Here is a 21,274-nt window from a genome sequence, read left to right as displayed (position 1 = left end):
CGCCGGTGGACGACGCAAGCGAGTTCAGGGCGAAGTGTCGGCGGCGCGTGATTGCTTCGCTGGACCCGGCTGCGTGGTCCAGAATGGAAGGAGTCTTGATGTGTCGATCCCGCGAGGAGCATCAGTGTCGGCGAGGAGTGAGGAGCCGCTGCGCCGGGTGCGCATGTCCTGGGACGACTATGTCCGCCTGCCGGACCGCCCCCGCGCCGAGTGGGTCGACGGCGAGGTCGTGTTTCTGATGGCGCCGCCCCTCTTCGATCATGGGTCGGCGCAGGGACAGCTCACGGCGCTGCTCGTGCCGGTGTTCCCGGACTGCTACGTGGTTCCCGAGGTCTGTCTCGTGCTTCCGCGCAACCGAGTGCGGTTGCCCGACCTGATGCTTGTCGCGGAGCGGCCAGCGGACGGGTGGGTGCGGACATCGCCGATGCTCGTCGTCGAGATCCTCTCACCATCGACCCGCTCCGAGGACACCATTCGCAAGTCGATGGACTACGCCGCAGGAGGCGTCGGTCAATACTGGGTCGTCGACCCCGACCTACGCGCAGTCGACGTCTGGCGCCTCCTCGACGAGGAGTGGGACCTCGTTGTTCGGCTGGACGATGAGCACCCGACTGCGGAGGTCGAGCTCGCCGGCGTGACGGTGCCGCTCGACCTGCACCGGATCCTGCGAGCCTGAACCGGTTGGCGGCACCCTCGGGTGACGCCGTAGTCTGGTGGCACAGGCGCTCGAGCCGTCATCAGCGGCGAGCCCCGGGAAGAAACCGATCGATGGTCTCGATACGGTCGCAGCGCGACCTGCTCGACCAACGAGAAGGAGTAGAACCCGGCGGGTAGGCCCGTCACAGCCGACAACGAGTGGTTCCCCGACCCTGGGGGAGCAAGCGGGGTGGTACCGCGGTCGCCAGATCGTCCTCGTGGTTTCGACAAGCTCGACCGACGAACCCGAGACGACCGCAGGAGCCTGAGCCGATGACCTACCCGAAGGTCACCACCGACCCAACCGCAGCGCCTGACCAGAAGGGCGTGCCCGCGAGCCCCCGCTTCCCGGGCATCGAGGAGCGCATCCTCGCCTACTGGGCCGAGGACAAGACGTTCCAGGCGAGCATCGAGAGCCGGGACCCGGGCGAGAACGGGGAGAACGAGTTCGTCTTCTACGACGGTCCGCCGTTCGCCAACGGCCTGCCGCACTACGGTCACCTGCTGACCGGCTACGTCAAGGACATCGTCCCGCGCTACCAGACCATGCGCGGCAAGCGCGTCGAGCGGCGCTTCGGCTGGGACACCCATGGCCTGCCCGCGGAGCTCGAGGCGATGCGCCTGGCCGGGATCAAGACCACGGACGAGATCCTCGAGATGGGGATCGACACGTTCAACGAGGCCTGTCGCGCCTCGGTGCTGAAGTACACCGGCGAGTGGCGCGACTACGTCACCCGCCAGGCGCGCTGGGTCGACTTCGACAACGACTACCGGACCATGAACCCGGAGTTCATGGAGTCGGTCATCTGGGCCTTCAAGAGCCTCTTCGACAAGGGCCTGGTCTACGAGGGCTTCCGGGTGCTGCCCTACTGCTGGAACGACGAGACGCCGCTGTCCAACCATGAGCTCCGCATGGACGACGACGTCTACCAGGTGCGCCAGGACCCCGCCGTCACCGTCGGGTTCGCGCTGGACGCCCTGCCCGACGCCCAGGCCGACCCGGTCCTGGACGGCGCGCACATCCTCATCTGGACGACGACGCCATGGACGCTGCCGTCGAACCTCGCGGTGATGGTCGGCTCCGACATCGACTACGTCGTCGTCGAGGCTCCGGTCCCCGGTGTCTCCGACGACGCCACGAAGGCGCGGTACCTGCTGGCCGAGGCCCGGCTGCCGGCGTACGCCCGCGAGCTGGCCGACGCCGACGGCGAGTTCACCGTGCTCGGCCGCTACACCGGCGCTCAGCTGGTCGGCCGCACCTACACGCCGCCGTTCTCCTACTACGCCGGCCACACAGGCGCCTTCCGCGTCGTGGCTGCGGACGACGCGGTCACCACCACCGACGGCACCGGCGTCGTCCACACCGCCGGCGCGTTCGGTGAGGTCGACAAGGAGGTGACCGACCGCGAGGGCATCGAGGCCGTGATGCCGGTCGGCAAGGACGGCCGGTTCACCCACCCCGTCGACGAGTACGCCGGCATGCTGGTCTTCGACGCCAACCTGCCGATCATGGACGACCTCAAGGCCGTGACCCGCGGTGGCTCCGGCGGCTCGGTCAGCCCGGGCACGATCCTGCTGCGCCGGGAGTCCTACGACCACTCCTACCCGCACTGCTGGCGCTGTCGGGAGCCCTTGATCTACAAGGGCGTCTCGTCGTGGTTCGTCGAGGTGACGAAGTTCAAGGACCGGATGCTCGAGCTGAACGAGCAGATCAGCTGGACGCCGGACCACATCAAGCACGGCCAGTTCGGCAAGTGGCTGGAGAACGCGCGTGACTGGTCGATCACACGGAACCGGTTCTGGGGCAGCCCCGTCCCGGTGTGGAAGAGCGACGACCCGGCGTACCCCCGCATCGACGTCTACGGCTCGTTCGAGGAGCTCGAGCGCGACTTCGGCCGGCTGCCGCGCGACAAGGACGGCAACCCCGATCTGCACCGACCCTTCGTCGACGAGCTGACCCGGCCGAACCCGGACGACCCTCGGCCGGAGGGAGCGGGGCGCTCCACGATGCGCCGCGTGGCCGACGTGCTCGACGTCTGGTTCGACTCGGGCTCGATGAGCTTCGCCCAGAACCACGTGCCCTTCGAGAACGCGGACTGGTTCGCCCACCACTTCCCGGCCGACTTCATCGTCGAGTACATCGGCCAGACCCGCGGCTGGTTCTACACACTGCACATCCTGGCGACCTCCCTCTTCGACAAGCCCGCGTTCGCCTCCTGCATCAGCCACGGCATCGTGCTCGGCAGCGACGGCAACAAGATGTCGAAGTCGCTGCGCAACTATCCGGACGTCTCGGAGGTCTTCGACCGCGACGGCGCCGACGCGATGCGCTGGTTCCTCATGTCCTCGCCGATCCTGCGCGGGGGCAACCTGGTCGTCACCGAGCAGGGCATCCGCGACTCGGTGCGCCAGGTGATGATCCCGCTGTGGAACAGCTGGTACTTCTTCCAGCTCTACGCCAACGCCTCCGGGATCGAGGCGACGTGGTCCACCTGGTCCGACGACCCGCTCGACCGCTACGTCCTCGCCAAGACGCGCGAGTTCGTCGCGACGATGACCGAGGCCATGGACGGCTACCACATCGCCGACGCGTGCGAGACGACGCAGCGCTTCCTCGACGTGCTGACGAACTGGTACATCCGACGCTCACGCGACCGCTTCTGGGCCGACGACAGGGCCGCGTTCGACACGCTCTACACGGTCCTCGAGATCACCTGCCGGGTCGTCGCACCGCTGCTGCCGCTGACCACGGAGGAGATCTGGCGGGGGCTCACCGGCGAGAGGTCGGTGCACCTGGCGGACTGGCCCGCGGCCGAGGACCTGCCGGGTGACGACGCGCTCGTGGCCGCGATGGACACCGTGCGCGACGTCTGCTCCGCCACGTCGGCCCTGCGCAAGGCTCGCCAGCTGCGCAACCGGCTGCCGCTCTCGGAGCTGACGATCGTGGGACCGACCGGCGGTGGGGGCATCGGCGGCTTCGAGTCGCTCGTCGCGGACGAGGTCAACGTCAAGCACGTCCGCCTCCTCGATGAGGACAGCGAGGAGGCGGCGACGTACGGCGTCGCTCAGAAGCTCAGCGTGAACGCACGCGCGGCCGGTCCGCGGCTGGGTCGCGACGTGCAGAAGGCGATCCAGGGCTCGAAGACCGGGGACTGGTCCGTCGCGGCGGACGGCACGGTGACCTCCGGAGGTCTGGCGCTGGTCGAGGGGGAGTTCACCCTCGAGACCGTCGCCGGCGCCGCCTCGGACGACGTGGCGGTGGGCATGCTCCCCGGTGGTGGCTTCGTGGTGCTCGACACCGTCGTCACCTCCGAACTCGCCTCGGAAGGCCTGGCCCGTGACCTGGTGCGCGCGGTCCAGCAGGCCCGCAAGGACGCCGGGCTCGACGTCTCCGACCGGATCTCGCTCAGCATCGGCGGATCGGCGGGCGCACTGGCAGCGGCTCGCGAGCACGAGCAGCTGATCGCGCGGGAGACGCTCGCGACGTCGTACGACGTGGGCGTGGCCGGCGCGACCGACGCGGAGGTCAGTCTGAGCGACGGCGAGGTGGCGTCGATCACGCTGTCCCGAGCCTGATGTCACTCTCCGGCGGCTCGGTTCGGGCGGACTCGCTGGGCGTAGGCGTGGCGACGGGTGCGTACGGCGTCTCCTTCGGCGCACTCGCAACCGCGTCGGGCCTCGACGTGTGGCAGGCGTGCGCGCTGTCGTTGCTGGTCTTCACCGGTGCGTCGCAGTTCGCGTTCGTGGGGGTGGTGGCTGCGGGAGGTGCGTCGCTCACGGGCGTCGCGACGTCGGTGCTGCTGGGCAGTCGCAACCTCTTCTACGGCATCGGTCTGGCGCCGATCCTGCGGCTGCAGGGGTGGCGCCGCATCCTCAACGCGCAGGTGGTCATCGATGAGTCGACCGCGATGGCGCTGGGCCAGCGCGACCATGAGGACGCTCGGCTGGCCTTCCGGCTGACCGGGTGGTCGGTCTTCGTGCTCTGGAACCTCATGACGCTCCTCGGGGCACTCGCGGGCACCGCGATCGGCGACCCGCGCACCTTCGGGCTCGACGCGGCCGTCGGGGCCGCCTTCCTCGCGCTGCTATGGCCGCGGCTGACGGCGGTCCCGCAGCGGATCGTGGCGATCGTCGGGGCGGCGGTCGCCACGGGGCTCGTGCCGTTCACCGCCGCCGGCCTGCCGATCATCCTCGGCGGGGTGGTCGCGGTCGCCGTGGGCCTGATGCTGCCGGCGCACCACCTCCGACACCGCGACACACGGCCAGCCGGCTCGGAAGGTCAGGGGCGCGAGTGATCTGGACCGCGATCATCGCGACGGCCGTCGGCTGCTACGCCCTCAAGCTCGCCGGACTGTCGGTCCCCGACCGCATGCTCACGCGGCCGTTGACCCAACGGGTCGCGGCCCTCATCCCGCCCGCCCTGCTCGGTGCGCTGGTCGCCGTTCAGGTGCTCGCCCAGGGGCACCGGCTGGTCGTCGATGCCCGTTTGGCCGGGCTGGCCGCGGCCGTCGTCCTGCTGCTCCTGAGGGCGCCGTTCCTGGTCGTCGTCGCGGGCGCCGCTCTGACCGCGGCCCTGTTGAGGCTCTGAGACGGCGAGCAGTCGCAGATGTTCACGGCGCCCCGGGCATCTGAGTCCGCTCGTGGCCTGAGCCGCGGACATCTGCGACCGCTCGCCGTGGGTCAGATGATCCCCGCGAGCGGATCCGGGGAGCCCAGCCAGGTGAGCATCGTGCGGGCGCCCCAGCCGGTCGGCCCCTTGGTCCACTCGTCGCGGTCCTCCGGAGCATCGCCCACAGAGGCCAGGTCGAGGTGCGCCCACGGCAGGCCGCCCGTGAAGTGCTGCAGGTAGAGCGCGGCGGTGATCGATCCTGGAGTGCCCGAGCCGTTGTCGGCGTCGGCGATGGTGGAGGAGATCTTGTCCTCGTACGACGCAGTCAGCGGCATCCGCCACAGCGGCTCGCCCGTGGTCTCGGCCGCTTCTTCCAGGGTCGCGGCGAGGACGTCGTCGGTCGCGTAGTAGCCGCCCACCTGCTGACCCAGTGCCACCTTGATGGCGCCGGTGAGCGTGGCGACGTCGACGAGGACGTCGGGCTTGACCCGCGAGACGGCGTAGGCCATCGCGTCGGCGAGCACCAGCCGCCCCTCAGCGTCGGTATTGGTGACCTCGGAGGTCCGGGCGGTCTTGTCGCCGGGGTAGTGACGCAGCACGTCACCGGGGCGCATCGACGAGCCGGACACGGCGTTCTCCGCGGCTGCGACGAGGCCGACCACCTTCACGGGGCAACGGACGTCTGCCAGCGCCGCCATGGTGGCCAGGACGATCGCGCCGCCGGTCATGTCGCGCTTCATCGTCGTCATGGAGCTGCCGGGCTTGAGGTTGAGGCCGCCGGTGTCGAACGTGATGCCCTTGCCGACCAGGGCGACCGTCGGCGTCCTCCGCGTCGCCTTCGGCGGGGTGTAGTCGAGGCGGATGAGGCGCGGCGGTGAGGCTGAGCCGCTGCCGACGCCGAGGATGCCTCCGAAGCCCTCGTCGGCGAGCTGCTTCTCGTCCCAGACCTGGACTTTCAGCCCCGCGTCCGCGCCGAGCGTCACCGCCTGCTGGGCGAGCCACTCCGGGTTCTTGACGTTGGAGGGGACCGTCGCGAGGAAGCGGGAGCGCCAACCCGCAGCGGCGATGGTGGTCGCGCGCACCAGCTCCTGCTCGTACGGCGCCCCGAGCTCGGCCAGCACCACCGACTCGGCGGGCCGACGCTGCGGGCCCGCCGCACGCCAGTCGAAGGAGAAGGAGGCGAGGGTGACGCCGACGACGAACGGCTCGAGCGCGACGGCGGGATCGAGCGCCGGGATGGTGGTCGCGACGACCGAGACGTCACGGGTGGCGCGGGCGAGGGCCGCGCCAGCGCGACGGAAGTCGATCGGCCGTTGGGCGCCCACGCCGACGAGCAGGATCCGACGCAGCGAGTCGTTGCCCGGGACGCCGCCAGGCACGGCGTACGACACGATCTCGCCCGCCTTGCCGGTCGCCCGCTCGGCCTCGAGGACGCCGAGCAGGTCGAGGCCAGGCCCGTCCTCTGAGTCGCTCAGCGCTGCGGCGCCGGGTCCGAGGACCAGTGCGTCGCCCGGGAGGACAGGCAGGGCGATGACGTCGGCTCCGGCGACGGTGTGGGGGTTCCGTTCGTCGAGAGTGAGGGCAGGCGGGCGGACCTGCTCGGGGAGAAGAGGGGCGTCAGCCAACGACATCCTTGAGCGCGTCACCGAGGGCGCCGGCCTCGTCGGCGTTCAGTTCGACCACCAAGCGGCCACCACCCTCGAGGGGCACGCGCATCACGATGCCGCGCCCTTCCTTGGTGACCTCCAGCGGACCGTCTCCCGTCCGCGGCTTCATCGCCGCCATGCGGCACCTCTTCCTGTGTGGCGTCACGTGGAACCCCCTGGATCCACTGTTTGCAGGCCTCATTATCCCTCATGGGCACCGGGCATGTTCAGCGGTGGGCGTGAAAGACGCTGAGGAGCCGGCGCGCCACAGGTCCACGCAGGTGCCGACGCGACGGCCTCGAGCCGAACTCCACGGTCACCGCCTGACCGCGGAAGGTTCTGTTGAACCACATCGTCATGGTCCCGTGGCAGCCGCCGTCGCAGCTGAACCGCCTGAGTGGAAGCTGCAGCGCATGGGCGAGCCGCCGCGAGAGCGCCAGGCTCTTGGTGAGCGTGTCCACGCCGTGAAGGGGCTGGTGGAAGCTGACGACGTACGCCGGTCGAACCCGCCGGAGGAACCCCATCATCGCGCGGGTCTCCGGCTCGGACGCCGGCTTGCTGCCGGAGTCGAAGCGACCCTTCGCTCGGCGCCACGACGTCGGGTAGTTGCGGTTGAGGTCCACGCCGTGGGCGTTCTGCCGGCGGTGTCGCGCCTTGCCGTCGGGGTTGTACGTCGGCACGACCCACAGGTCGACGCCGCTCACCGGACGGCCGTCGCGCAACGAGGTGAGGATGTCGGCGACCCTCGTCTCGTCGCCGTGCATCGTCGCGATCAGCACGACCTTGGTGGCACCCGGCGTCCCGAGATGCCAGGCGCGGATCGGGCGTCCCTGCACGGAGTGGCCGATGACGCTCACCCCGATCACCGCCGGCCGACGCGCCGAGGCCGTGGCAGCGGCTCGGGTCGCGCCGGCGGGCCAGGGCGCGACGAGGAGGGGGAGGATCACCAACAGGGCAAGGGCGGCACGGCGCACGGCAGGCTCCTCTCAGATCGCGCTCGTCGCGTAGGCCCACGTGAACCACGAGACGCCGAGGAGCATCCCGAGATGGGCGAGCATCGAGAGCCACGGGCTGCCGGTCCAGGAGTCGGCAGCGGACACGGTGGTGGCGGCCCGTTTGCCACGGCTGCGGCTCGGCATCCAGCGGGCCAGCAGGATCAGGCCCGTTGCGGTGACCACCCACCAGAACGCGAGCGCGATCACGCCCATCAGGGAGCCGCCGAAGAAGGAGTCATTCGGGAAGACGAGGAAGAGCAGCCAGAGCACCACAGCGACCACGCCCGCCACGGTGTGCACTGCGAGCGGCCACCCGGCGTGCGAGTGACGCAGCCGGAGCCGGGTGAGCAGCACGGCGAGCGCCCCCAGGGCGGTGAGGACGTACGCGACGATCTGAGACACGAGGCGTCATGCTCCTATGCCGGCGGCGGGTCGACAAGACGGGGTGCGGGCTCGGACCGTGCCCCCGACTCGTGCCCCGACTCCCGCTCGGGCGCATGCTCCGGCGCCGGTTGGTCGGCATCGCCCGCGCCCTCGTGGTCCGTCGCAGTCGTGGTGCGGTCCGTGACCCCGTCGGTCATCCCGTCGGTCATCCCGTCGGTCGGCCCGGTGGGCCCGCCGGCGGCCTGGAGCTCGGCGCCGAGGCGGCTCAGGAGGGCGTCCACCTCCGACATCCGGTAGCCGCGCAACGCCACCGAGAAGCGCACCTTGCGCAGGTCGGCGGCCGTCAACGGACGGTCGGCCGGCACGAGGGTGTCGGGGCGGTCGTCGTAGGCCGGTGCCATCGGCTCGCCCCGCCCGCCGGCGACCGCCGCCACGCCGCCGAGGACCACGACGACCACGATCGCGAACAGCCACATCATCGGGCGTCTCGCGCCTTCACCATCAGCTCGACCATCTCGTCGACGTCGTCGGTCAGGGTCAACATTGCGATGTCGCTCTCCTTGATGCGCGCGTCGGAGAGCATCGTCTGCTGCATCCAGTCGATCAGCCCCTGCCAATGCTCGGCGCCCATGAGCACGATCGGGAACTGGGTGATCTTCTGTGTCTGGACGAGCGTCATCGCCTCGAACAGCTCGTCGAGCGTGCCGAGGCCGCCGGGCAGCACGACGTAGCCCTGGGCGTACTTGACGAACATCGTCTTGCGCACGAAGAAATAGCGGAAGTTGAGACCGAAGGTGACATAGGGGTTGAGGCTGGACTCCCAGGGCAGCTCGATGCCGAGCCCGATGCTCTGACCGCCAGCCTCGGCCGCGCCCTTGTTGGCCGCCTCCATCGCACCGGGTCCGCCCCCGGTGATGACCGCGAAGCCGGCGTCGGCGAGCGCCGCGCCGACCTTCACCCCCAGGGCGTACGACGGGTTGTCCGACGGGGTCCGCGCGGACCCGAAGACGGAGATGGCGGGACCGATCTCGGCCAGGTCGTTGAACCCCTCGACGAACTCCGCCTGGATCTTGAGCACCCGCCAGGGATCGGTGTGCACCCAGTCGCCGGTGCCGCGGCTGTCGAGCAGGCGCTGGTCGTTGGTGCTGCCCTCCGGCCGCTCCTCGGTGGGTCGCGGACCGCCGCTGCTTCGTCTCGTCATCTGCGTCCTGTCCCTAGTCGCGAGCGAGCCAGGCGTGGAGCACCCGCTCGCACCGTTCGATCTCCGACACTGCCACGTGTTCGTCCTGCTTGTGGGCGAACGTCGGGTCACCGGGCCCGAAGTTGACCGCTGGCACGCCGAGCGCGGTGAACCGGGCGACGTCGGTCCACCCGAACTTCGGCCCGACGTCGCCGCCGACCGCGTCGACGAACGCCTTGGCCGCGGGCCGCTCCAGTCCGGGCAGCGCCCCGGGGGCAGAGTCGGTCACGGTGAGGTCGAAGCCGTCGAAGAAGTCGCGGACGAAGGCGAGCGCCTCGTCCTCGGTGCGGTCGGGTGCGAAGCGGTGGTTGACGGTGACCACGCACTCGTCCGGGATGACGTTGCCCGCCACGCCCCCCGAGATCATGACGGCGTTGAGGCCCTCGTGGTAGGTGAGCCCGTCGATCACCGGGCGGCGAGCCTCGTAGCCGTCGAGCCGGCGCAGGATCTCGCCGGCCGCGTGGATCGCGTTGGAGCCCATCCAGCTGCGCGCCGAGTGCGCCCGCTCGCCGCGCGTGCGCACCTCCACCCGCAGCGTGCCCTGGCAGCCGGCCTCGACGCCCGCGTTCGACGGCTCCATGAGGATCGCGAAGTCGGCGGTGAGCAGGTCGGGACGCGACTGAGACAGCCGGTTGAGACCGTTGCGCGCCGCGTCGACCTCCTCGCACTCATAGAGCACGAAGGTCACGTCGCGTGCGGGCTGCTCCAAGGTCGCGGCCAGGCGCAGGATGACGGCGTCGCCGCCCTTCATGTCGCAGGTCCCGAGGCCGTGCAGGACGCCGTCCTCGAGCCGGCTCGGCAGGTTGTCGTTGACGGGGACGGTGTCGAGGTGACCGGCCAGCACGACGCGCTCACTCAGCCCGAACGACGTGCGAGCGACGATCGTGTCGCCGAACCGCTCCACGGTCAGGTGCGGAAGCGCCCGCAGCGCACTCTCGACGGCGTCCGCGATCGGCCCCTCGTTGCCGCTGACCGACTCGATGTCGACCAGCTGGCGGGTCAGGGTGACGACGTCCGCGGAGAGATCGAGCACGTGGTCAGGCGCGATGTCGCCAGGTGTCATCTCGCCAGTCTCCCAGACTGCCATGGGCGTCCCGTCGGACTGTGCCCTCGGCGTCACCCGGCGAGCACATGCGAGACAGGGCACCCCCGACGCCGTGGCGCGCCCCCACCTGGACTGAGTGAAGCGAGGGAGGAACGACCGAGCGGAGGGAGGGAAGGCGGGGGTTACGAGCGCCACGGCACGCGCCGAAGCGAAGCGGAGGCGCAAATGTTACGGCGTCCATTCTTTCTTTGCCACGAGGAGCCCGTCGCCGACGGGGAGCAGCACGGGGACGAGCCCTTCGTGCGCGGCGACGGTGCGGCCGAGGTCGCGGATGACGGTGGTCTCCTCGTCGCGTCGCGCCGGGTCCGCGACCCGGTCGTGCCACAGCGCGTTGTCGAAGGCGACGACGCCGCCGGGGCGCAGGAGGCGCAGCGCCTCGGTCAGATAGTCGCCGTACTCCCGCTTGTCGCCGTCGAGGAAGACGAGGTCGTAGTGCCCGTCGGTCAGGCGGGGGAGGACGTCGAGGGCGGCGCCGGAGATGGTGCGGGCGCGCTGTGTCGGGATGCCGGCCTCGGAGAACGTCTGGCGGGCGAGCCGCTGGTGCTCGGTCTCGATGTCGACCGTCGTCAGCACGCCGTCGGCCCGCATGCCGCGCAGCAGCCACAGACCGGAGACACCGGTCCCGGTGCCCACCTCGACGACGGCGCGGGCGTCGAGCACCGAGGCCAGGAAGCGAAGCGCGGCCCCGCCCCCGGGCCCGATCGCGACGACGCCGACCTCCGCCGCGCGCGCTCGCGCCGTCTCGAGGATCGCATCTTCGCCGACGAACTGCTCGGCGTAGGTCCAGCTCTGCGCGGACACGGGGGCGACGGTCGACTGAGTGCTCACGGGAGAAACTTAACGTGGCCCCGCTTCGCGGCGGGGGAACGAAACCCCTGCGGCCGGCGTTGGACAGGACACAGCGTGCCCGAGGGCTCACAGGCTGCACTCAGGATGGGGCCCTAGCCTGAAGCCCCCGCAACGAGGAGGAGCGACCCGCATGGGTGACCAGACGACGGTCGAACAGGTGGCAGGCGTGCCGACCTGGGACGAGATCGTCGAGCAGCACTCGGACCGCGTCTACCGGCTGGCCTACCGCCTGACGGGCAACCCGCACGACGCCGAGGACCTCACCCAGGAGGTCTTCGTCCGGGTCTTCCGCTCCCTGGACTCCTACACGCCTGGGACCTTCGAGGGCTGGCTGCATCGGATCACGACCAACCTGTTCCTCGACCAGGCCCGTCGCAAGCAGCGGATCCGGTTCGACGCGCTCTCCGACGAGCGGGCCGACCGCTTGAGCAGCAGCCAGCCGACGCCGGATCTGGCCTACACCGAGCAGCGCTTCGACGATGACGTCGAGCGGGCGCTGCAGGCGCTGCCGCCGGACTTCCGGGCGGCGGTCGTCCTGTGTGACGTCGAGGGGCTGTCGTATGAGGAGATCGCCGAGATCCTCGGCGCCAAGCTCGGCACCGTGCGATCACGCATCCACCGCGGCCGCGCCATGCTGCGCGAGGCCCTGGCGCACCGCGCGCCCAAGTCCGGTCGGCTGCGCTACTCCGGCCCGAAGGTGCTCGGTTGGGGCTCGCGAGCATGAGCCTGCTCAGCGGCCACCTCGGCAACAGGACGAGCGCGCTGCTCGACGGGCAGCTGCCGGCCGACGAGGCGGAGCGGGCCTGGGCACACGTGCAGCAGTGCCACGCCTGCCGGGACCGGGTCGAGCGGGAGGGATGGATCAAGCGCCGCGTGGCAGGACTCTCCTACGATGCCGGGACCTGCGCCTCCGACCGGCTCAAGGGCTCCCTGCTCGGCGCTTCCGAGCTCACCCCCGGCGAGCTCTACCTGGAGGTGGAACACCACCGTCGCAACGTGGCCCTGGCCGCGGTCGGCGGGACTGCGCTCGGAGCGGCCGTGATGGGCGTCCTCGCTCTGGGCGCCGCACCCGCCTCCGCCCCGACGACCGGCCGGCCCATGCCGGTGGCCTCGGTCGCGGCAGCGGGCACGACCGTCGCCGTGGCGCACCGCGAACCCCGACCTGCCCCGTGACGTCGGCGTGACGCAGACGTCGGCTGGGGCGCCCTGACAGAATGAGGCGGTGAGCGACGACGACCCCAGCGGCGAGCCGACCCAGCCACTGGGCTGGGACCGGCCGGCGATGGCCCCGGGGCCGGCGTACCCGCCACCGAGTCACCCCGGCGACGCGTGGTTGCCGCCGTTGACCCAGCCACTGGGCGTCGGGCCGATGCCCGGCCCGTCCTCGGATCCGCCGTCGAACACGACCGGCCGGCGGCCCAACGCGTGGCTATGGCCCGGGGTCGCTGTGCTCGCGCTCGTCGTCGGAGTCCTCGGCGGTGCCGGCGGCGGGGCGCTGTGGGAGCACTTCGGGCACGACGAACCGACGTACGTCTCCACGAGCGGGTCGGGCGGCACCACGGTCAACGAGGCGCCGATCAAGCCCGGCGACGCGAGCGTCGTCAACGTCGCGAGCGCGCTCCTGCCCTCGACGGTGCAGATCCAGGCGGAGTACGCCGGCAAGGAGAACGGCGCGACCGGCTCCGGCTTCGTGCTCGACGGCGCCGGTCACATCGTCACGAACAACCACGTCGTGGCCGACGCCGCCAAGGACGACGGGCCGATCTGGGTCGTCGCCGCCGACGGCCGGCGCACCAGGGCCGACATCGTCGGGCGCAGCCCTGTCTACGACCTGGCGGTCATCAGTGCGCCGGGGGCCAAGGGGCTCAAGCCTGCCTCGCTCGGCGCAGCCAAGGCGCTGCGCGTCGGTGAGCAGGTCGTGGCCATCGGCTCGCCGCTCGGGCTGAGCCAGACGGTCACCGCCGGCATCGTCAGCGCGCTGGACCGCCCGGTCACGACCGGGGACTCCGCCGACGACACCTCCTACATCGACGCCGTCCAGACCGACGCCGCGATCAATCCCGGCAACTCGGGCGGTCCGCTCGTGAACCTCCTCGGCCAGGTCGTCGGCGTGAACTCGGCGATCGCGACGACCGGCGGCATCCAGGACGAGGCCGGCAGCATCGGGGTCGGCTTCGCCATCCCCATCGAGCAGGTCCGCACCACGGCCGCGCAGATCCTCCAGACGGGCAAGGCTCGCTATCCGATCATCGGCGCCAAGGTGCAGACCGGAGACCAGTCGACCGACGGCGCCGAGATCAGCTCTGTGGACGGCGGCACGCCGGCGGCCAAGGCCGGTCTCGAGAAGGGCGACATCGTGACGGCGGTCGACGGTCACCGGGTCAGCGACGGCATCGGCCTGATCGTCGCGATCCGGACGCACGTGCCGGGCGAGACGGTGACCTTCCGGGTCAGCCACGCCGGGAAGGACCGCGACGTCAAGATCACCCTAGCGGGCGAGGTGGGCTAGCTCTCGCTCTCCGAGTCGACGAAGGGGTGCTCGGAGACGAACTCCTCGGTCTCGCGGTAGAGCTGCTGGATGAACTCCTCGAGCTTGGTGGCCTCGATCCGCCACTGACCTCGACCGCCCAGCTTGATCGCCGGAAGCTCGCCGCGGCGCACCAGGGCGTAGACCTGGGCGCTCGAGGTGTTGAGCAGCTCCGCGACGTCGGTGAGCGTCAGGAAGCGGGGACTCTCCGGCATGCCGACCATGATCCCATCCCGGACACCAGCGCGTCGTCCGCCTGCCGGGTTGTCGCAGGAATCGTAGGCTCGCGTGCCGTCGGCCGCGGCGAACGCGCTCCGCATGCTGACGGTGGGCCGGGGTACGTGCCAGGAATGCGCATCGTGGTGACCGGAGCGACAGGGAACGTCGGGACCAGCGTCGTGGCCGAGCTCGCCGCTCGCCCGGACGTCGACGAGGTGGTGGGCATCGCCCGCCGGATGCCGAAGTGGCAGCCCGGCGGCGTCGAGTGGCACACCGCTGACATCCGGCACGACGACCTGGTCGACCTCTTCGTCGGCGCCGATGCCGTCGTGCACGCGGCCTGGGCGTTCCAGCCGCAGCGGCACCCCGAGGTCACCTGGGGCGTCAACATCCACGGCACCGGCCGCGTGCTCGACGCCGTGGCAGGGGCGGGTGTCCCGGCCCTGGTCGTCGCCTCCTCGGTGGGGGCCTACTCCCCAGGCAGCAAGGCCGAGCGCATCGACGAGTCCTGGCCGACGCACGGGTGGTCACCAGCGCCCTACACCCGTGAGAAGGCGTACGTCGAGCGCATGCTCGACGGGTTCCAGCAGTCGGAGCCGGCCGTCCGGGTCGTGCGGATGCGGCCGGCCTTCATGTTCAAGACGCCGTCGTCGCCGGAGCAGAAGCGGATCTTCGGCGGACGCAAGGTCCCCGGTCGGCTTGTCGGCTCGCCGCGGCGGCGTGGTTCGCCCGAATGATCCCGGCGCCGCCGGAGCTGCTCGACTACCTCCTGCAGATGCCGATCATGTCCTGCGACAGGGCCAGTCGGGAGCTCGGCTGGCGTCCGCTGCGTACGGCGACCGAGGCGCTCACCCAGCTGCGCGAGGGGCTGGCGCATCCACAGCCGCTCGACACCCCGCCGCTGGCGTCCTGAGGGGCGCCCAGGGCGGAGCGGCCCAGGGCGAAGCGCCCAGCGCTCAGGCAGAGAAGAGCAGCCAGAGGCCGCCGACCGTGAACGCGATCATCGTGAACAGCAAGGGAAGCTGGCCGGTGAGCTGGTGGCGGCGCGGCAGCAGCTTGATCGCCCGATCGTGCGCGGCGATGACGCCGACCACGTGGCCGATCACCACCGAGAGGACCTTGAGGTTCGCCAGCAGCGTCGGGTGGTAGGCGAAGTAGTAGTCCACCTTCCAGTTGGCCGTCCCGAACCAGTTCGACCCGTTCGAGAACGGGTCGCTCACCTTGATGAGTGTCGCCTCGCCCGCCTCGAGCAGGTAGGAGAGATAGTGGGCGACGATGTAGCCCACGATGATCGGCACGATCGAGTGGGCGAACAGGCCGGGCAGGCTGCGTCGGCTGAACCCGGGCTCCACGCCGGTCAGCATGGTGCCCACCGAGAAGACGGCGCCGACCGCCAGGCAGAAGCCGAGCAGCGCGAGGTTGTTGGCGAAGGTGGGCGCCCAGCCGTGGCTGTTGATGAAGTCGCTGCCCTGGAAGAACCGCAGCCAGTGCGCCGAGTCCTTGAACGAGTCGAAGGCCGTCGACCCGAACAGCACCGCTGTGACCGCGACGAGCCCCGGCCGCACCGTCACCGAGTCCAGGTTGGCGAGCGGCGAGCGGAGGAGGAGCGCACCGTCGCGCCGGCCCCAGATCGACAGCTTGGCGACGAGAGAGCTGTACACCTCGAACGGGTCGGCTCGCTCGTAGAAGCCGTTGCCGAAGAGCGCCCCGCCGACGAGCATGAGCGCGACATAGAGGGCGCACCACAGGCGAACGGGTCCGAGCTCGGTGGAGTAGGGGTAGACCAGCTCCATCCACACGAACGCGTAGAGGCCGACGGCCGCGGGCCAGTGGCCGAGCCTCTCCGGGTAGGCGTAGAGGCCCTTCTCGGGGTCTCCACCCGTCAGCTTCGCGAACAGCAGGTTGATCGTGCGGACCGGGCTGATCGCCCGCCACACCCGTCCGAAGAAGAGCGACAGCGGGACGAGCGCGACCCACCACCACACGTAGAAGATCCCGAAGAGCGGGTTGGTCAGGAGGTCCTTGCCGAGGACCGCCACCATCACGGTGTAGAGGAAGACGAGGAAGCCGACGATCCGCCAGAGCAGGCGCCACCATGTCGCGTCGACCACACCCGCGATCCACGCCGGCGCGGGCCGGCCGGAGCTCGCCGCGTCGTAGCGCGGCGTGCGCCAGGCGATCGCGAGGACGGTGAAGGAGACGGTCAGCGCCGCCACGGCGCCCGCGATCGCCAGCTCCGGCGAGATCGGGAGGTCGCGCGCGCCGCCGATCCCGTGCGCGGAGATCACGGTCGGGGCAAGAGAGGTCACTTGACCTCGAGCTGGACGATCGTCTTCTCCAGCGCGTGCGACTCGACTTCGATGATGCCGGCCTTGTCGAAGCTGCCGAGGTCGAGGATCGTGGTCCCCTTCTCATACGGGAGCTGCTTCTCCGGGTCGGAGTGGACGTGGATCTCGCCGGCGGCGTCGGCCTTGACGACGAACTTGATCGGCTGGCCGATGGCGACCTCGACGCGCTCCCCGTTCGGAGTCACGCTCTTGCCCGCGAACGTGATGTCGATCGTCTTCGTCTGCTTGTCCGAGGCGGCCGACCCGCTGTCGCTCCCGCTGCCGCACGCGGTCAGCGTCAGGCCCCCGACGAGGACGAAGGCGATCAGGGCGATCAACCGGGGCGCGAGGTGGCGCAGCGTGCGCATCAGGGCCTCTCTCATCTGTGTTCGACACACGGAAGACGACGGGCGGTCCACGCCCGTCGTACCTCTGGAAGAATCGCACGCGAAACTGAGAGGGGGCCAAGAGGCCCCGGAGAGGGGCGCCGCATGGGGGACCGACTGACGCCCCGCGACCTCGCGTTCCTGACTGAGGAGCGGGCGAGCGCGCCCCGGCAGAACGCGACCGTCGAGATCTTCGAGCCGGGGCCGGAGGGCTTCGGGTACGACGCCTTCCTGGCGCTCATCGCGGACCGGATCTCCTTCGTGCCGCGCTACCGCCAGCGGATCCAGTCCGTGCCGGGTCGTCTCGCCAACCCCGTCTGGGTGGACGACTCGACCTTCGACCTGCACTACCACGTGCGCCGCTCCGCGCTGCCTCGTCCTGGCACGGCCGACCAGCTGCGCGACCTCGTCGCCCGGATCGTGTCGCGACCGCTCGACCGCCACCGGCCCCTGTGGGAGATGTATCTCGTGGAAGGGCTGGAGGGGGGCCGGGTCGCGATCCTCAGCAAGGCCCACCAGGCACTCGTCGACGGCGTCCACACCGTCGACCTCGGCCAGCTGCTGCTCGACGTCAGCCCCGAGCTCAGGGTGCTGGACCCGGAGGCGCTCGACGAGTGGCGGCCGAGCCGAGGAGCGACTCCCGCCGGCCTGCTCGTCGACGCGGTGCGCGACGCGCTCGCCGAGCCGGAGGTCCTCCTCGACAGCGCTCGCAGCACCGGCTCCCACCTCGCCCGCCGGGTCCGGCGACTGACCCGACGCGGAGTCGGCACGGCGCAGCTGGTCGTGCGGGGCGGCTCGGAGCGGCCGAGCCCTCTCAACGGCCGACTCTCGCAGCAGCGCCGGCTCATCACCCTGGACGCCCGCCTCGAGGACCTGCGCGCGATCCGCGCCGAGCACGGCGGGACCATCAACGACGTCGTGCTGGCGATCGTCACCGGCGGGCTGCGCTCGTTCCTGATGACGAGGGGCGAGTCGCTCGCCGGGACGCGACAGATCCGGGCCGTGGTGCCGGTCTCGGTGATCGACGAGAACGAGGAGGCCACCTCGCTGGGCTCGCAGATCGCCGTCCACTTCGTCGACCTCCCGGTAGCGGAGGCGAGTCCGGTCGTCCGGCTGCACCAGGTCTCCTACTCCTTCGAGTCGCACAAGGCGACCGGCCGCGGCGTGTCGGCGAGCCGGCTCGTCGGCATCGCGGGCTTCGCGCCGACCACGTTCCACGCCGTCGGGTCCCGTGCCGCGGCCGCCCAGCCGGACCGCAGCTACCACGTCTGCGTCACGAACGTGCCGGGCCCGCAGTCGCCACGCTACGCGGCGGGGGCTCGGATGGTCGCGAGCTATCCGGTTCCGCCGCTGGCACCCGGCCACGCCGTCGCGATCGGCGTGACGTCGTACGACGGCGGGGTCTTCTTCGGCGTCACGACCGACCGCGACCTGGTCCCCGATGCCGAGCTCCTCGGGCAGTGCCTCAGCGACGCGCTCGACGAGCTCCGCGACGTCGTCGACGGCGGCCGCCATCGCGCGCCCCGCGGCCGGCGCCGGACCGAGGACGGCGAGGCCTGATGCGGCTCTACGTTCCTGCGACGCTCGACCTCCTCGCCCAGTGGCACGCAGCGGGAGAGGTGCCGGCGGGGGAGCCGGGCCTGCGCGGCGCCTTCGAGGCGCCCGACGACACCGAGGAGGGGGAGTACGCCGCGCTGATGTCGGCCGCCGATGCGTCCGCCGAGCTCGTGTCCGGTGCGGGGCGCAGGGTCGTCCTCGTCGTCGACACCGGCTCGGTGGACGGCACCGCACCCGTGCGCACGTGGCAGGCCGTGCACGCCGACGTGGCCGAGCGGCCCGCGGACGCGGATCCGGACGAGGACCTCGGCTGGTTCGCCACCCAGGAGATCCCCGACCTCCTCGCATAACGATCCCCCCGCTCGGAGCGTCTGCACCCGGAAGCGAGCATCGGCCGGACCATGCGCCGGCCGCGAGCAAAGGGGAATACATGATCCGTTCGTTGTCATCCAGGCTGAGCAGCGCGGCCACAGCACTGCTGATGGGCGCCGTGGGGTTGGTTGGCGTCGGTGCCGCAGCACCGGCGAGCGCCGCGACCGCTCAGTGCACGACCACGACCAGCGTGAGCGTCTACGCGACGACGGTGACCTCCGGCGACTACGACCGCATCTCGGGCGATGTCGCGGCCCGGTGCACAGGAGGGACCTACAACCCCACCTCGCCCTGGACCGACGCGGGCCGCACGATCGTGGAGCGCTCGGTGAACAACGGGGCATCCTGGCAGGCCGTCTTCACGGACACGAGCTACGACACCTACTGGTCGGGCAACGACATCATCCGCGCCACCGGGCTCTACCGTATTCACTACACCGGTGGCACGTCGGCGCAGTTCGGCGACTCGTTCCAGGAGTCGTTCTCGGCGCCGGTCCGCATCGCGGTGATCCGCAAGCTCACCGTGTCCGACCGGAGCACCCGCTCACACAGCGTCGGCCGGTTCAGGCTCTCCCCGACGACCGGGCTGGTCGGGCGGCGACTCACGTTCCAGGTGCGGAAGGCTGGGCACTGGAGGTCCTACACGCGAGTGAGGGTGACCGCGACCGGGATCTTCCGCGTGTCGTTCGCGAACTCACGGCGGGGGATCAGCTATCGCTTGCCCGTTCCGGCGGCCGGCGGTCTGAGTGCGCACACCTACGGGCCGTTCAAGGCCTACCGACGCTGACGTTGGCCGCACGGCCATCGCTCGCGCGGCGCGAATGCCCGGGTGAAGGCGCCGCGATCTATCCTGGGGCACGTGTTCCTCGAGATCGTGGCGCTCCACCTGGGCGCGCTGCATCCCTATGAGAAGGTCCTGACGCTGCTGCTCGCGTTCGGGCCGTTCGTCGTGCTCGGGGCCTTGGTCGCCGTCCGGCGCCGCCAGGACGAGACCGAGGCGCGGGCCGAGGTCGAGGCACGGGCCGAGGAGCGCGCCCGGTCAGAAGTCGGTGTCAGCGAGCAAGCCACTCCTGGCCGACCCGGTTCTCCTTCCTGAGGGACTTGAGGAGCATCTCCTCGATCAGGCGCTCGACCTTGCCGCCGACCAGGGGCATGGTGACCCGGATCTCGCAGCTCACGGTCTCCAGGGTGACGCCACCCGACTCGGTCAAGGTGATGGTCCCGCTCACCTCGCCCGGCTTGCCGGGGATGGTCAGGTGGAGGCTCGCCTTGTCTCCCGCCCACTGCTCGCGCTGGACGATGCGGACCCCGTCGCCGACGATCTTCTTGGCGAACGACGGCAGGCCGATGGTGGGCAGCGTGTAGTCGATGGAGACCTCGCCGCTCTGCGTCGTGCCGGTGGCCGTCACGTCGCACGACGTGGCCCGCTGCGCGTCGTAGACCGACGTGCGGAAGGTCGCGTCCGTCAGCATCGCCGCCACCCTGGCGAGCGGGGCATCGTAGGTCAGCTCATGGCTCAGAGACGTGCTCATGGCGCACATCATGCCGGTGGACGTCGGCGTGTGGGACTACAGGTCGGTTCGCAGCCGCCACAGCTCGGGGAAGAGCACCACCTCGAGCATCGAGCGCAGGTATCCCACGCCGTCGGTCCCGCCGGTGCCGCGTTTGAAGCCGATGATCCGCTCGACGGTCGTCACATGACGGAAGCGCCACAGCCGGAACGCGTCCTCGAGGTCGGTCAGCTCCTCACCGAGCTGGTAGAGGTCCCAGTGCGTCTCCGGGGAGCGATAGATCTCGAGCCAGGCCTGCTCGACCTCGCCGCTCGCCTCGTATGGCTGCGTCCAGTCTCGCTCGACGTGGTCGGCCGGCACCGGCAGTCCCCGCCTGGCGAGCAGTCGGAGGGCCTCGTCGTAGAGCGACGGCGCGACGAACGCCGCCTGCACGGGCGCGAGCCGGGCGGGGGCATGCTCGTGCGGACGCAGCATCGCGGCCCTCTTGTTCCCGAGGCGGAACTCCAGGCAGCGGTACTGCCAGCTCTGGAAGCCGCTGCTCGCGCCCAGGAAGGGGCGGATGGCGGTGTACTCCGGTGGCGTCATGGTGGCCAGGACGTCCCACGCGTGCACGAGCTGCTCCATGATCCGCGAGACGCGTGCCGTCATCTTGAACGCCGCCGGGAGTCGGTCCTCGGCCACGGCGGAGATGGCGGCGTCGAGCTCGTGCAGCATCAGACGCAGCCACAGCTCGGTCGTCTGGTGTTGCACGATGAAGAGCATCTCGTCGTGGTGGGGCGAGAGCGGATGCTGTGCCTCGAGCAGCTCGTCGAGGTGCAGGTAGTCGCCGTAGTCCATGTCGGGCATCTGTC

Annotated in this window: 26 protein-coding genes; 13 read left to right on the top strand and 13 right to left on the bottom strand. The window is 70.7% G+C overall.

What is annotated here, in order from left to right:
* The first annotated feature begins 124 nt into the window (after positions 1-124).
* The 4 genes from ACYQ1K_RS13025 to ACYQ1K_RS13010 all read left to right on the top strand — a co-directional run bounded on the left by ACYQ1K_RS13025 (position 125) and on the right by ACYQ1K_RS13010 (position 5,284).
* Positions 125-676 (top strand): Uma2 family endonuclease, encoded by a 552-nt coding sequence (locus ACYQ1K_RS13025; RefSeq protein ID WP_459983421.1) that lies wholly within the window; start codon positions 125-127, stop codon positions 674-676.
* Positions 677-969: 293 nt separating this feature from the next.
* Complete coding sequence (gene ileS, locus ACYQ1K_RS13020) at positions 970-4,272, top strand: isoleucine--tRNA ligase (protein WP_459983420.1); 3,303 nt, start codon at positions 970-972, stop codon at positions 4,270-4,272.
* Positions 4,272-4,991: an AzlC family ABC transporter permease gene (locus tag ACYQ1K_RS13015; RefSeq protein WP_459983419.1), complete on the top strand. Its 720-nt coding sequence runs from the start codon at positions 4,272-4,274 to the stop codon at positions 4,989-4,991. Before ileS ends, ACYQ1K_RS13015 begins: the two co-directional genes overlap by 1 nt.
* On the top strand, positions 4,988-5,284 hold the full coding sequence (locus ACYQ1K_RS13010) for an AzlD domain-containing protein (protein ID WP_459983418.1): 297 nt from the start codon (positions 4,988-4,990) through the stop codon (positions 5,282-5,284). The genes ACYQ1K_RS13015 and ACYQ1K_RS13010 overlap by 4 nt, the downstream gene beginning before the upstream one ends.
* Positions 5,285-5,376: 92 nt before the next feature.
* Here the strand turns inward: ACYQ1K_RS13010 and ACYQ1K_RS13005 are convergent, their stop codons facing one another.
* The 8 genes from ACYQ1K_RS13005 to ACYQ1K_RS12970 all read right to left on the bottom strand — a co-directional run bounded on the left by ACYQ1K_RS13005 (position 5,377) and on the right by ACYQ1K_RS12970 (position 11,503).
* Positions 5,377-6,936 carry a leucyl aminopeptidase family protein gene (locus ACYQ1K_RS13005; RefSeq protein ID WP_459983417.1) on the bottom strand — a complete coding sequence of 520 codons (1,560 nt, stop codon included), beginning with the start codon at positions 6,934-6,936 and terminating at the stop codon, positions 5,377-5,379.
* Positions 6,923-7,090 (bottom strand): DUF3117 domain-containing protein, encoded by a 168-nt coding sequence (locus ACYQ1K_RS13000; protein ID WP_082599809.1) that lies wholly within the window; start codon positions 7,088-7,090, stop codon positions 6,923-6,925. Before ACYQ1K_RS13000 ends, ACYQ1K_RS13005 begins: the two co-directional genes overlap by 14 nt.
* An 88-nt stretch (positions 7,091-7,178) precedes the next feature.
* Positions 7,179-7,925 carry a M14 family zinc carboxypeptidase gene (locus ACYQ1K_RS12995; RefSeq protein WP_459983416.1) on the bottom strand — a complete coding sequence of 249 codons (747 nt, stop codon included), beginning with the start codon at positions 7,923-7,925 and terminating at the stop codon, positions 7,179-7,181.
* 12 nt (positions 7,926-7,937) lie between these two features.
* The gene (locus ACYQ1K_RS12990; RefSeq protein WP_459983415.1) at positions 7,938-8,348 is read right to left on the bottom strand and encodes a hypothetical protein; all 411 of its coding nucleotides are present in this window, start codon (positions 8,346-8,348) and stop codon (positions 7,938-7,940) included.
* A gap of 14 nt (positions 8,349-8,362) precedes the next feature.
* On the bottom strand, positions 8,363-8,809 hold the full coding sequence (locus tag ACYQ1K_RS12985) for a DivIVA domain-containing protein (RefSeq protein ID WP_459983414.1): 447 nt from the start codon (positions 8,807-8,809) through the stop codon (positions 8,363-8,365).
* Positions 8,806-9,531: an LOG family protein gene (locus ACYQ1K_RS12980; RefSeq protein ID WP_459983413.1), complete on the bottom strand. Its 726-nt coding sequence runs from the start codon at positions 9,529-9,531 to the stop codon at positions 8,806-8,808. The genes ACYQ1K_RS12985 and ACYQ1K_RS12980 overlap by 4 nt, the downstream gene beginning before the upstream one ends.
* A gap of 13 nt (positions 9,532-9,544) precedes the next feature.
* Positions 9,545-10,633: a succinyl-diaminopimelate desuccinylase gene (dapE, locus tag ACYQ1K_RS12975; protein ID WP_459983412.1), complete on the bottom strand. Its 1,089-nt coding sequence runs from the start codon at positions 10,631-10,633 to the stop codon at positions 9,545-9,547.
* 210 nt (positions 10,634-10,843) lie between these two features.
* On the bottom strand, positions 10,844-11,503 hold the full coding sequence (locus ACYQ1K_RS12970; RefSeq protein ID WP_459983411.1) for an O-methyltransferase: 660 nt from the start codon (positions 11,501-11,503) through the stop codon (positions 10,844-10,846).
* A gap of 151 nt (positions 11,504-11,654) precedes the next feature.
* Between ACYQ1K_RS12970 and sigE the strand changes: the two genes are divergently transcribed.
* From sigE to ACYQ1K_RS12955, 3 genes are read left to right on the top strand one after another with little or no spacing between them, the layout of a single operon-like run.
* Positions 11,655-12,248 carry an RNA polymerase sigma factor SigE gene (gene sigE, locus ACYQ1K_RS12965; protein ID WP_459983410.1) on the top strand — a complete coding sequence of 198 codons (594 nt, stop codon included), beginning with the start codon at positions 11,655-11,657 and terminating at the stop codon, positions 12,246-12,248.
* Positions 12,245-12,697 carry an anti-sigma factor gene (locus ACYQ1K_RS12960; RefSeq protein WP_459983409.1) on the top strand — a complete coding sequence of 151 codons (453 nt, stop codon included), beginning with the start codon at positions 12,245-12,247 and terminating at the stop codon, positions 12,695-12,697. The genes sigE and ACYQ1K_RS12960 overlap by 4 nt, the downstream gene beginning before the upstream one ends.
* A 49-nt stretch (positions 12,698-12,746) precedes the next feature.
* Entirely contained in the window at positions 12,747-14,033 is a 1,287-nt protein-coding gene (locus ACYQ1K_RS12955; RefSeq protein WP_459983408.1) for a S1C family serine protease, read from the top strand.
* Here the strand turns inward: ACYQ1K_RS12955 and ACYQ1K_RS12950 are convergent.
* Positions 14,030-14,266 (bottom strand): helix-turn-helix domain-containing protein, encoded by a 237-nt coding sequence (locus tag ACYQ1K_RS12950; protein WP_459983407.1) that lies wholly within the window; start codon positions 14,264-14,266, stop codon positions 14,030-14,032. The two genes, ACYQ1K_RS12955 and ACYQ1K_RS12950, sit on opposite strands and share 4 nt — an antisense overlap.
* A gap of 135 nt (positions 14,267-14,401) precedes the next feature.
* Here ACYQ1K_RS12950 and ACYQ1K_RS12945 point away from each other — a divergent pair, with 135 nt between their 5' ends.
* Positions 14,402-15,007, top strand: a complete 606-nt coding sequence (locus ACYQ1K_RS12945; RefSeq protein ID WP_459983406.1) for an NAD-dependent epimerase/dehydratase family protein — start codon at positions 14,402-14,404, stop codon at positions 15,005-15,007.
* The gene (locus tag ACYQ1K_RS12940) at positions 15,004-15,183 is read left to right on the top strand and encodes a hypothetical protein (RefSeq protein WP_459983405.1); all 180 of its coding nucleotides are present in this window, start codon (positions 15,004-15,006) and stop codon (positions 15,181-15,183) included. Before ACYQ1K_RS12945 ends, ACYQ1K_RS12940 begins: the two co-directional genes overlap by 4 nt.
* Positions 15,184-15,226: 43 nt before the next feature.
* Here the strand turns inward: ACYQ1K_RS12940 and ACYQ1K_RS12935 are convergent, their stop codons facing one another.
* Together ACYQ1K_RS12935 and ACYQ1K_RS12930 are read right to left on the bottom strand one after the other, a co-directional pair.
* On the bottom strand, positions 15,227-16,579 hold the full coding sequence (locus ACYQ1K_RS12935) for a hypothetical protein (protein WP_459983404.1): 1,353 nt from the start codon (positions 16,577-16,579) through the stop codon (positions 15,227-15,229).
* Positions 16,576-16,965: a hypothetical protein gene (locus ACYQ1K_RS12930; protein ID WP_459983403.1), complete on the bottom strand. Its 390-nt coding sequence runs from the start codon at positions 16,963-16,965 to the stop codon at positions 16,576-16,578. The genes ACYQ1K_RS12935 and ACYQ1K_RS12930 overlap by 4 nt, the downstream gene beginning before the upstream one ends.
* A gap of 123 nt (positions 16,966-17,088) precedes the next feature.
* Between ACYQ1K_RS12930 and ACYQ1K_RS12925 the strand changes: the two genes are divergently transcribed.
* The 4 genes from ACYQ1K_RS12925 (at position 17,089) to ACYQ1K_RS12910 (ending at position 20,008) form a co-directional block, all read left to right on the top strand.
* Positions 17,089-18,543: a WS/DGAT/MGAT family O-acyltransferase gene (locus ACYQ1K_RS12925; protein ID WP_459983402.1), complete on the top strand. Its 1,455-nt coding sequence runs from the start codon at positions 17,089-17,091 to the stop codon at positions 18,541-18,543.
* Positions 18,543-18,890 (top strand): DUF6912 family protein, encoded by a 348-nt coding sequence (locus ACYQ1K_RS12920; RefSeq protein ID WP_459983401.1) that lies wholly within the window; start codon positions 18,543-18,545, stop codon positions 18,888-18,890. Before ACYQ1K_RS12925 ends, ACYQ1K_RS12920 begins: the two co-directional genes overlap by 1 nt.
* Positions 18,891-18,982: 92 nt before the next feature.
* Positions 18,983-19,699, top strand: a complete 717-nt coding sequence (locus ACYQ1K_RS12915) for a hypothetical protein (RefSeq protein WP_459983400.1) — start codon at positions 18,983-18,985, stop codon at positions 19,697-19,699.
* A 72-nt stretch (positions 19,700-19,771) separates the two neighbouring features.
* Entirely contained in the window at positions 19,772-20,008 is a 237-nt protein-coding gene (locus ACYQ1K_RS12910; protein WP_459983399.1) for a hypothetical protein, read from the top strand.
* Here ACYQ1K_RS12910 and ACYQ1K_RS12905 read toward each other — a convergent pair.
* Both ACYQ1K_RS12905 and kynA read right to left on the bottom strand, forming a co-directional pair.
* A complete protein-coding gene (locus ACYQ1K_RS12905) occupies positions 19,965-20,444 on the bottom strand; it encodes a DUF2505 domain-containing protein (protein ID WP_459983398.1) in 480 nt (159 codons plus the stop codon). The two genes, ACYQ1K_RS12910 and ACYQ1K_RS12905, sit on opposite strands and share 44 nt — an antisense overlap.
* A 36-nt stretch (positions 20,445-20,480) precedes the next feature.
* A complete protein-coding gene (gene kynA / locus ACYQ1K_RS12900; RefSeq protein WP_459983397.1) occupies positions 20,481-21,269 on the bottom strand; it encodes a tryptophan 2,3-dioxygenase in 789 nt (262 codons plus the stop codon).
* Between the last annotated feature and the right edge of the window lie 5 nt (positions 21,270-21,274).

This window comes from Nocardioides sp. AN3 (genome assembly GCF_054653495.1).
Note: the sequence above shows the minus strand (reverse complement) of the source record. Positions and strands in the feature narration are given on the sequence as shown.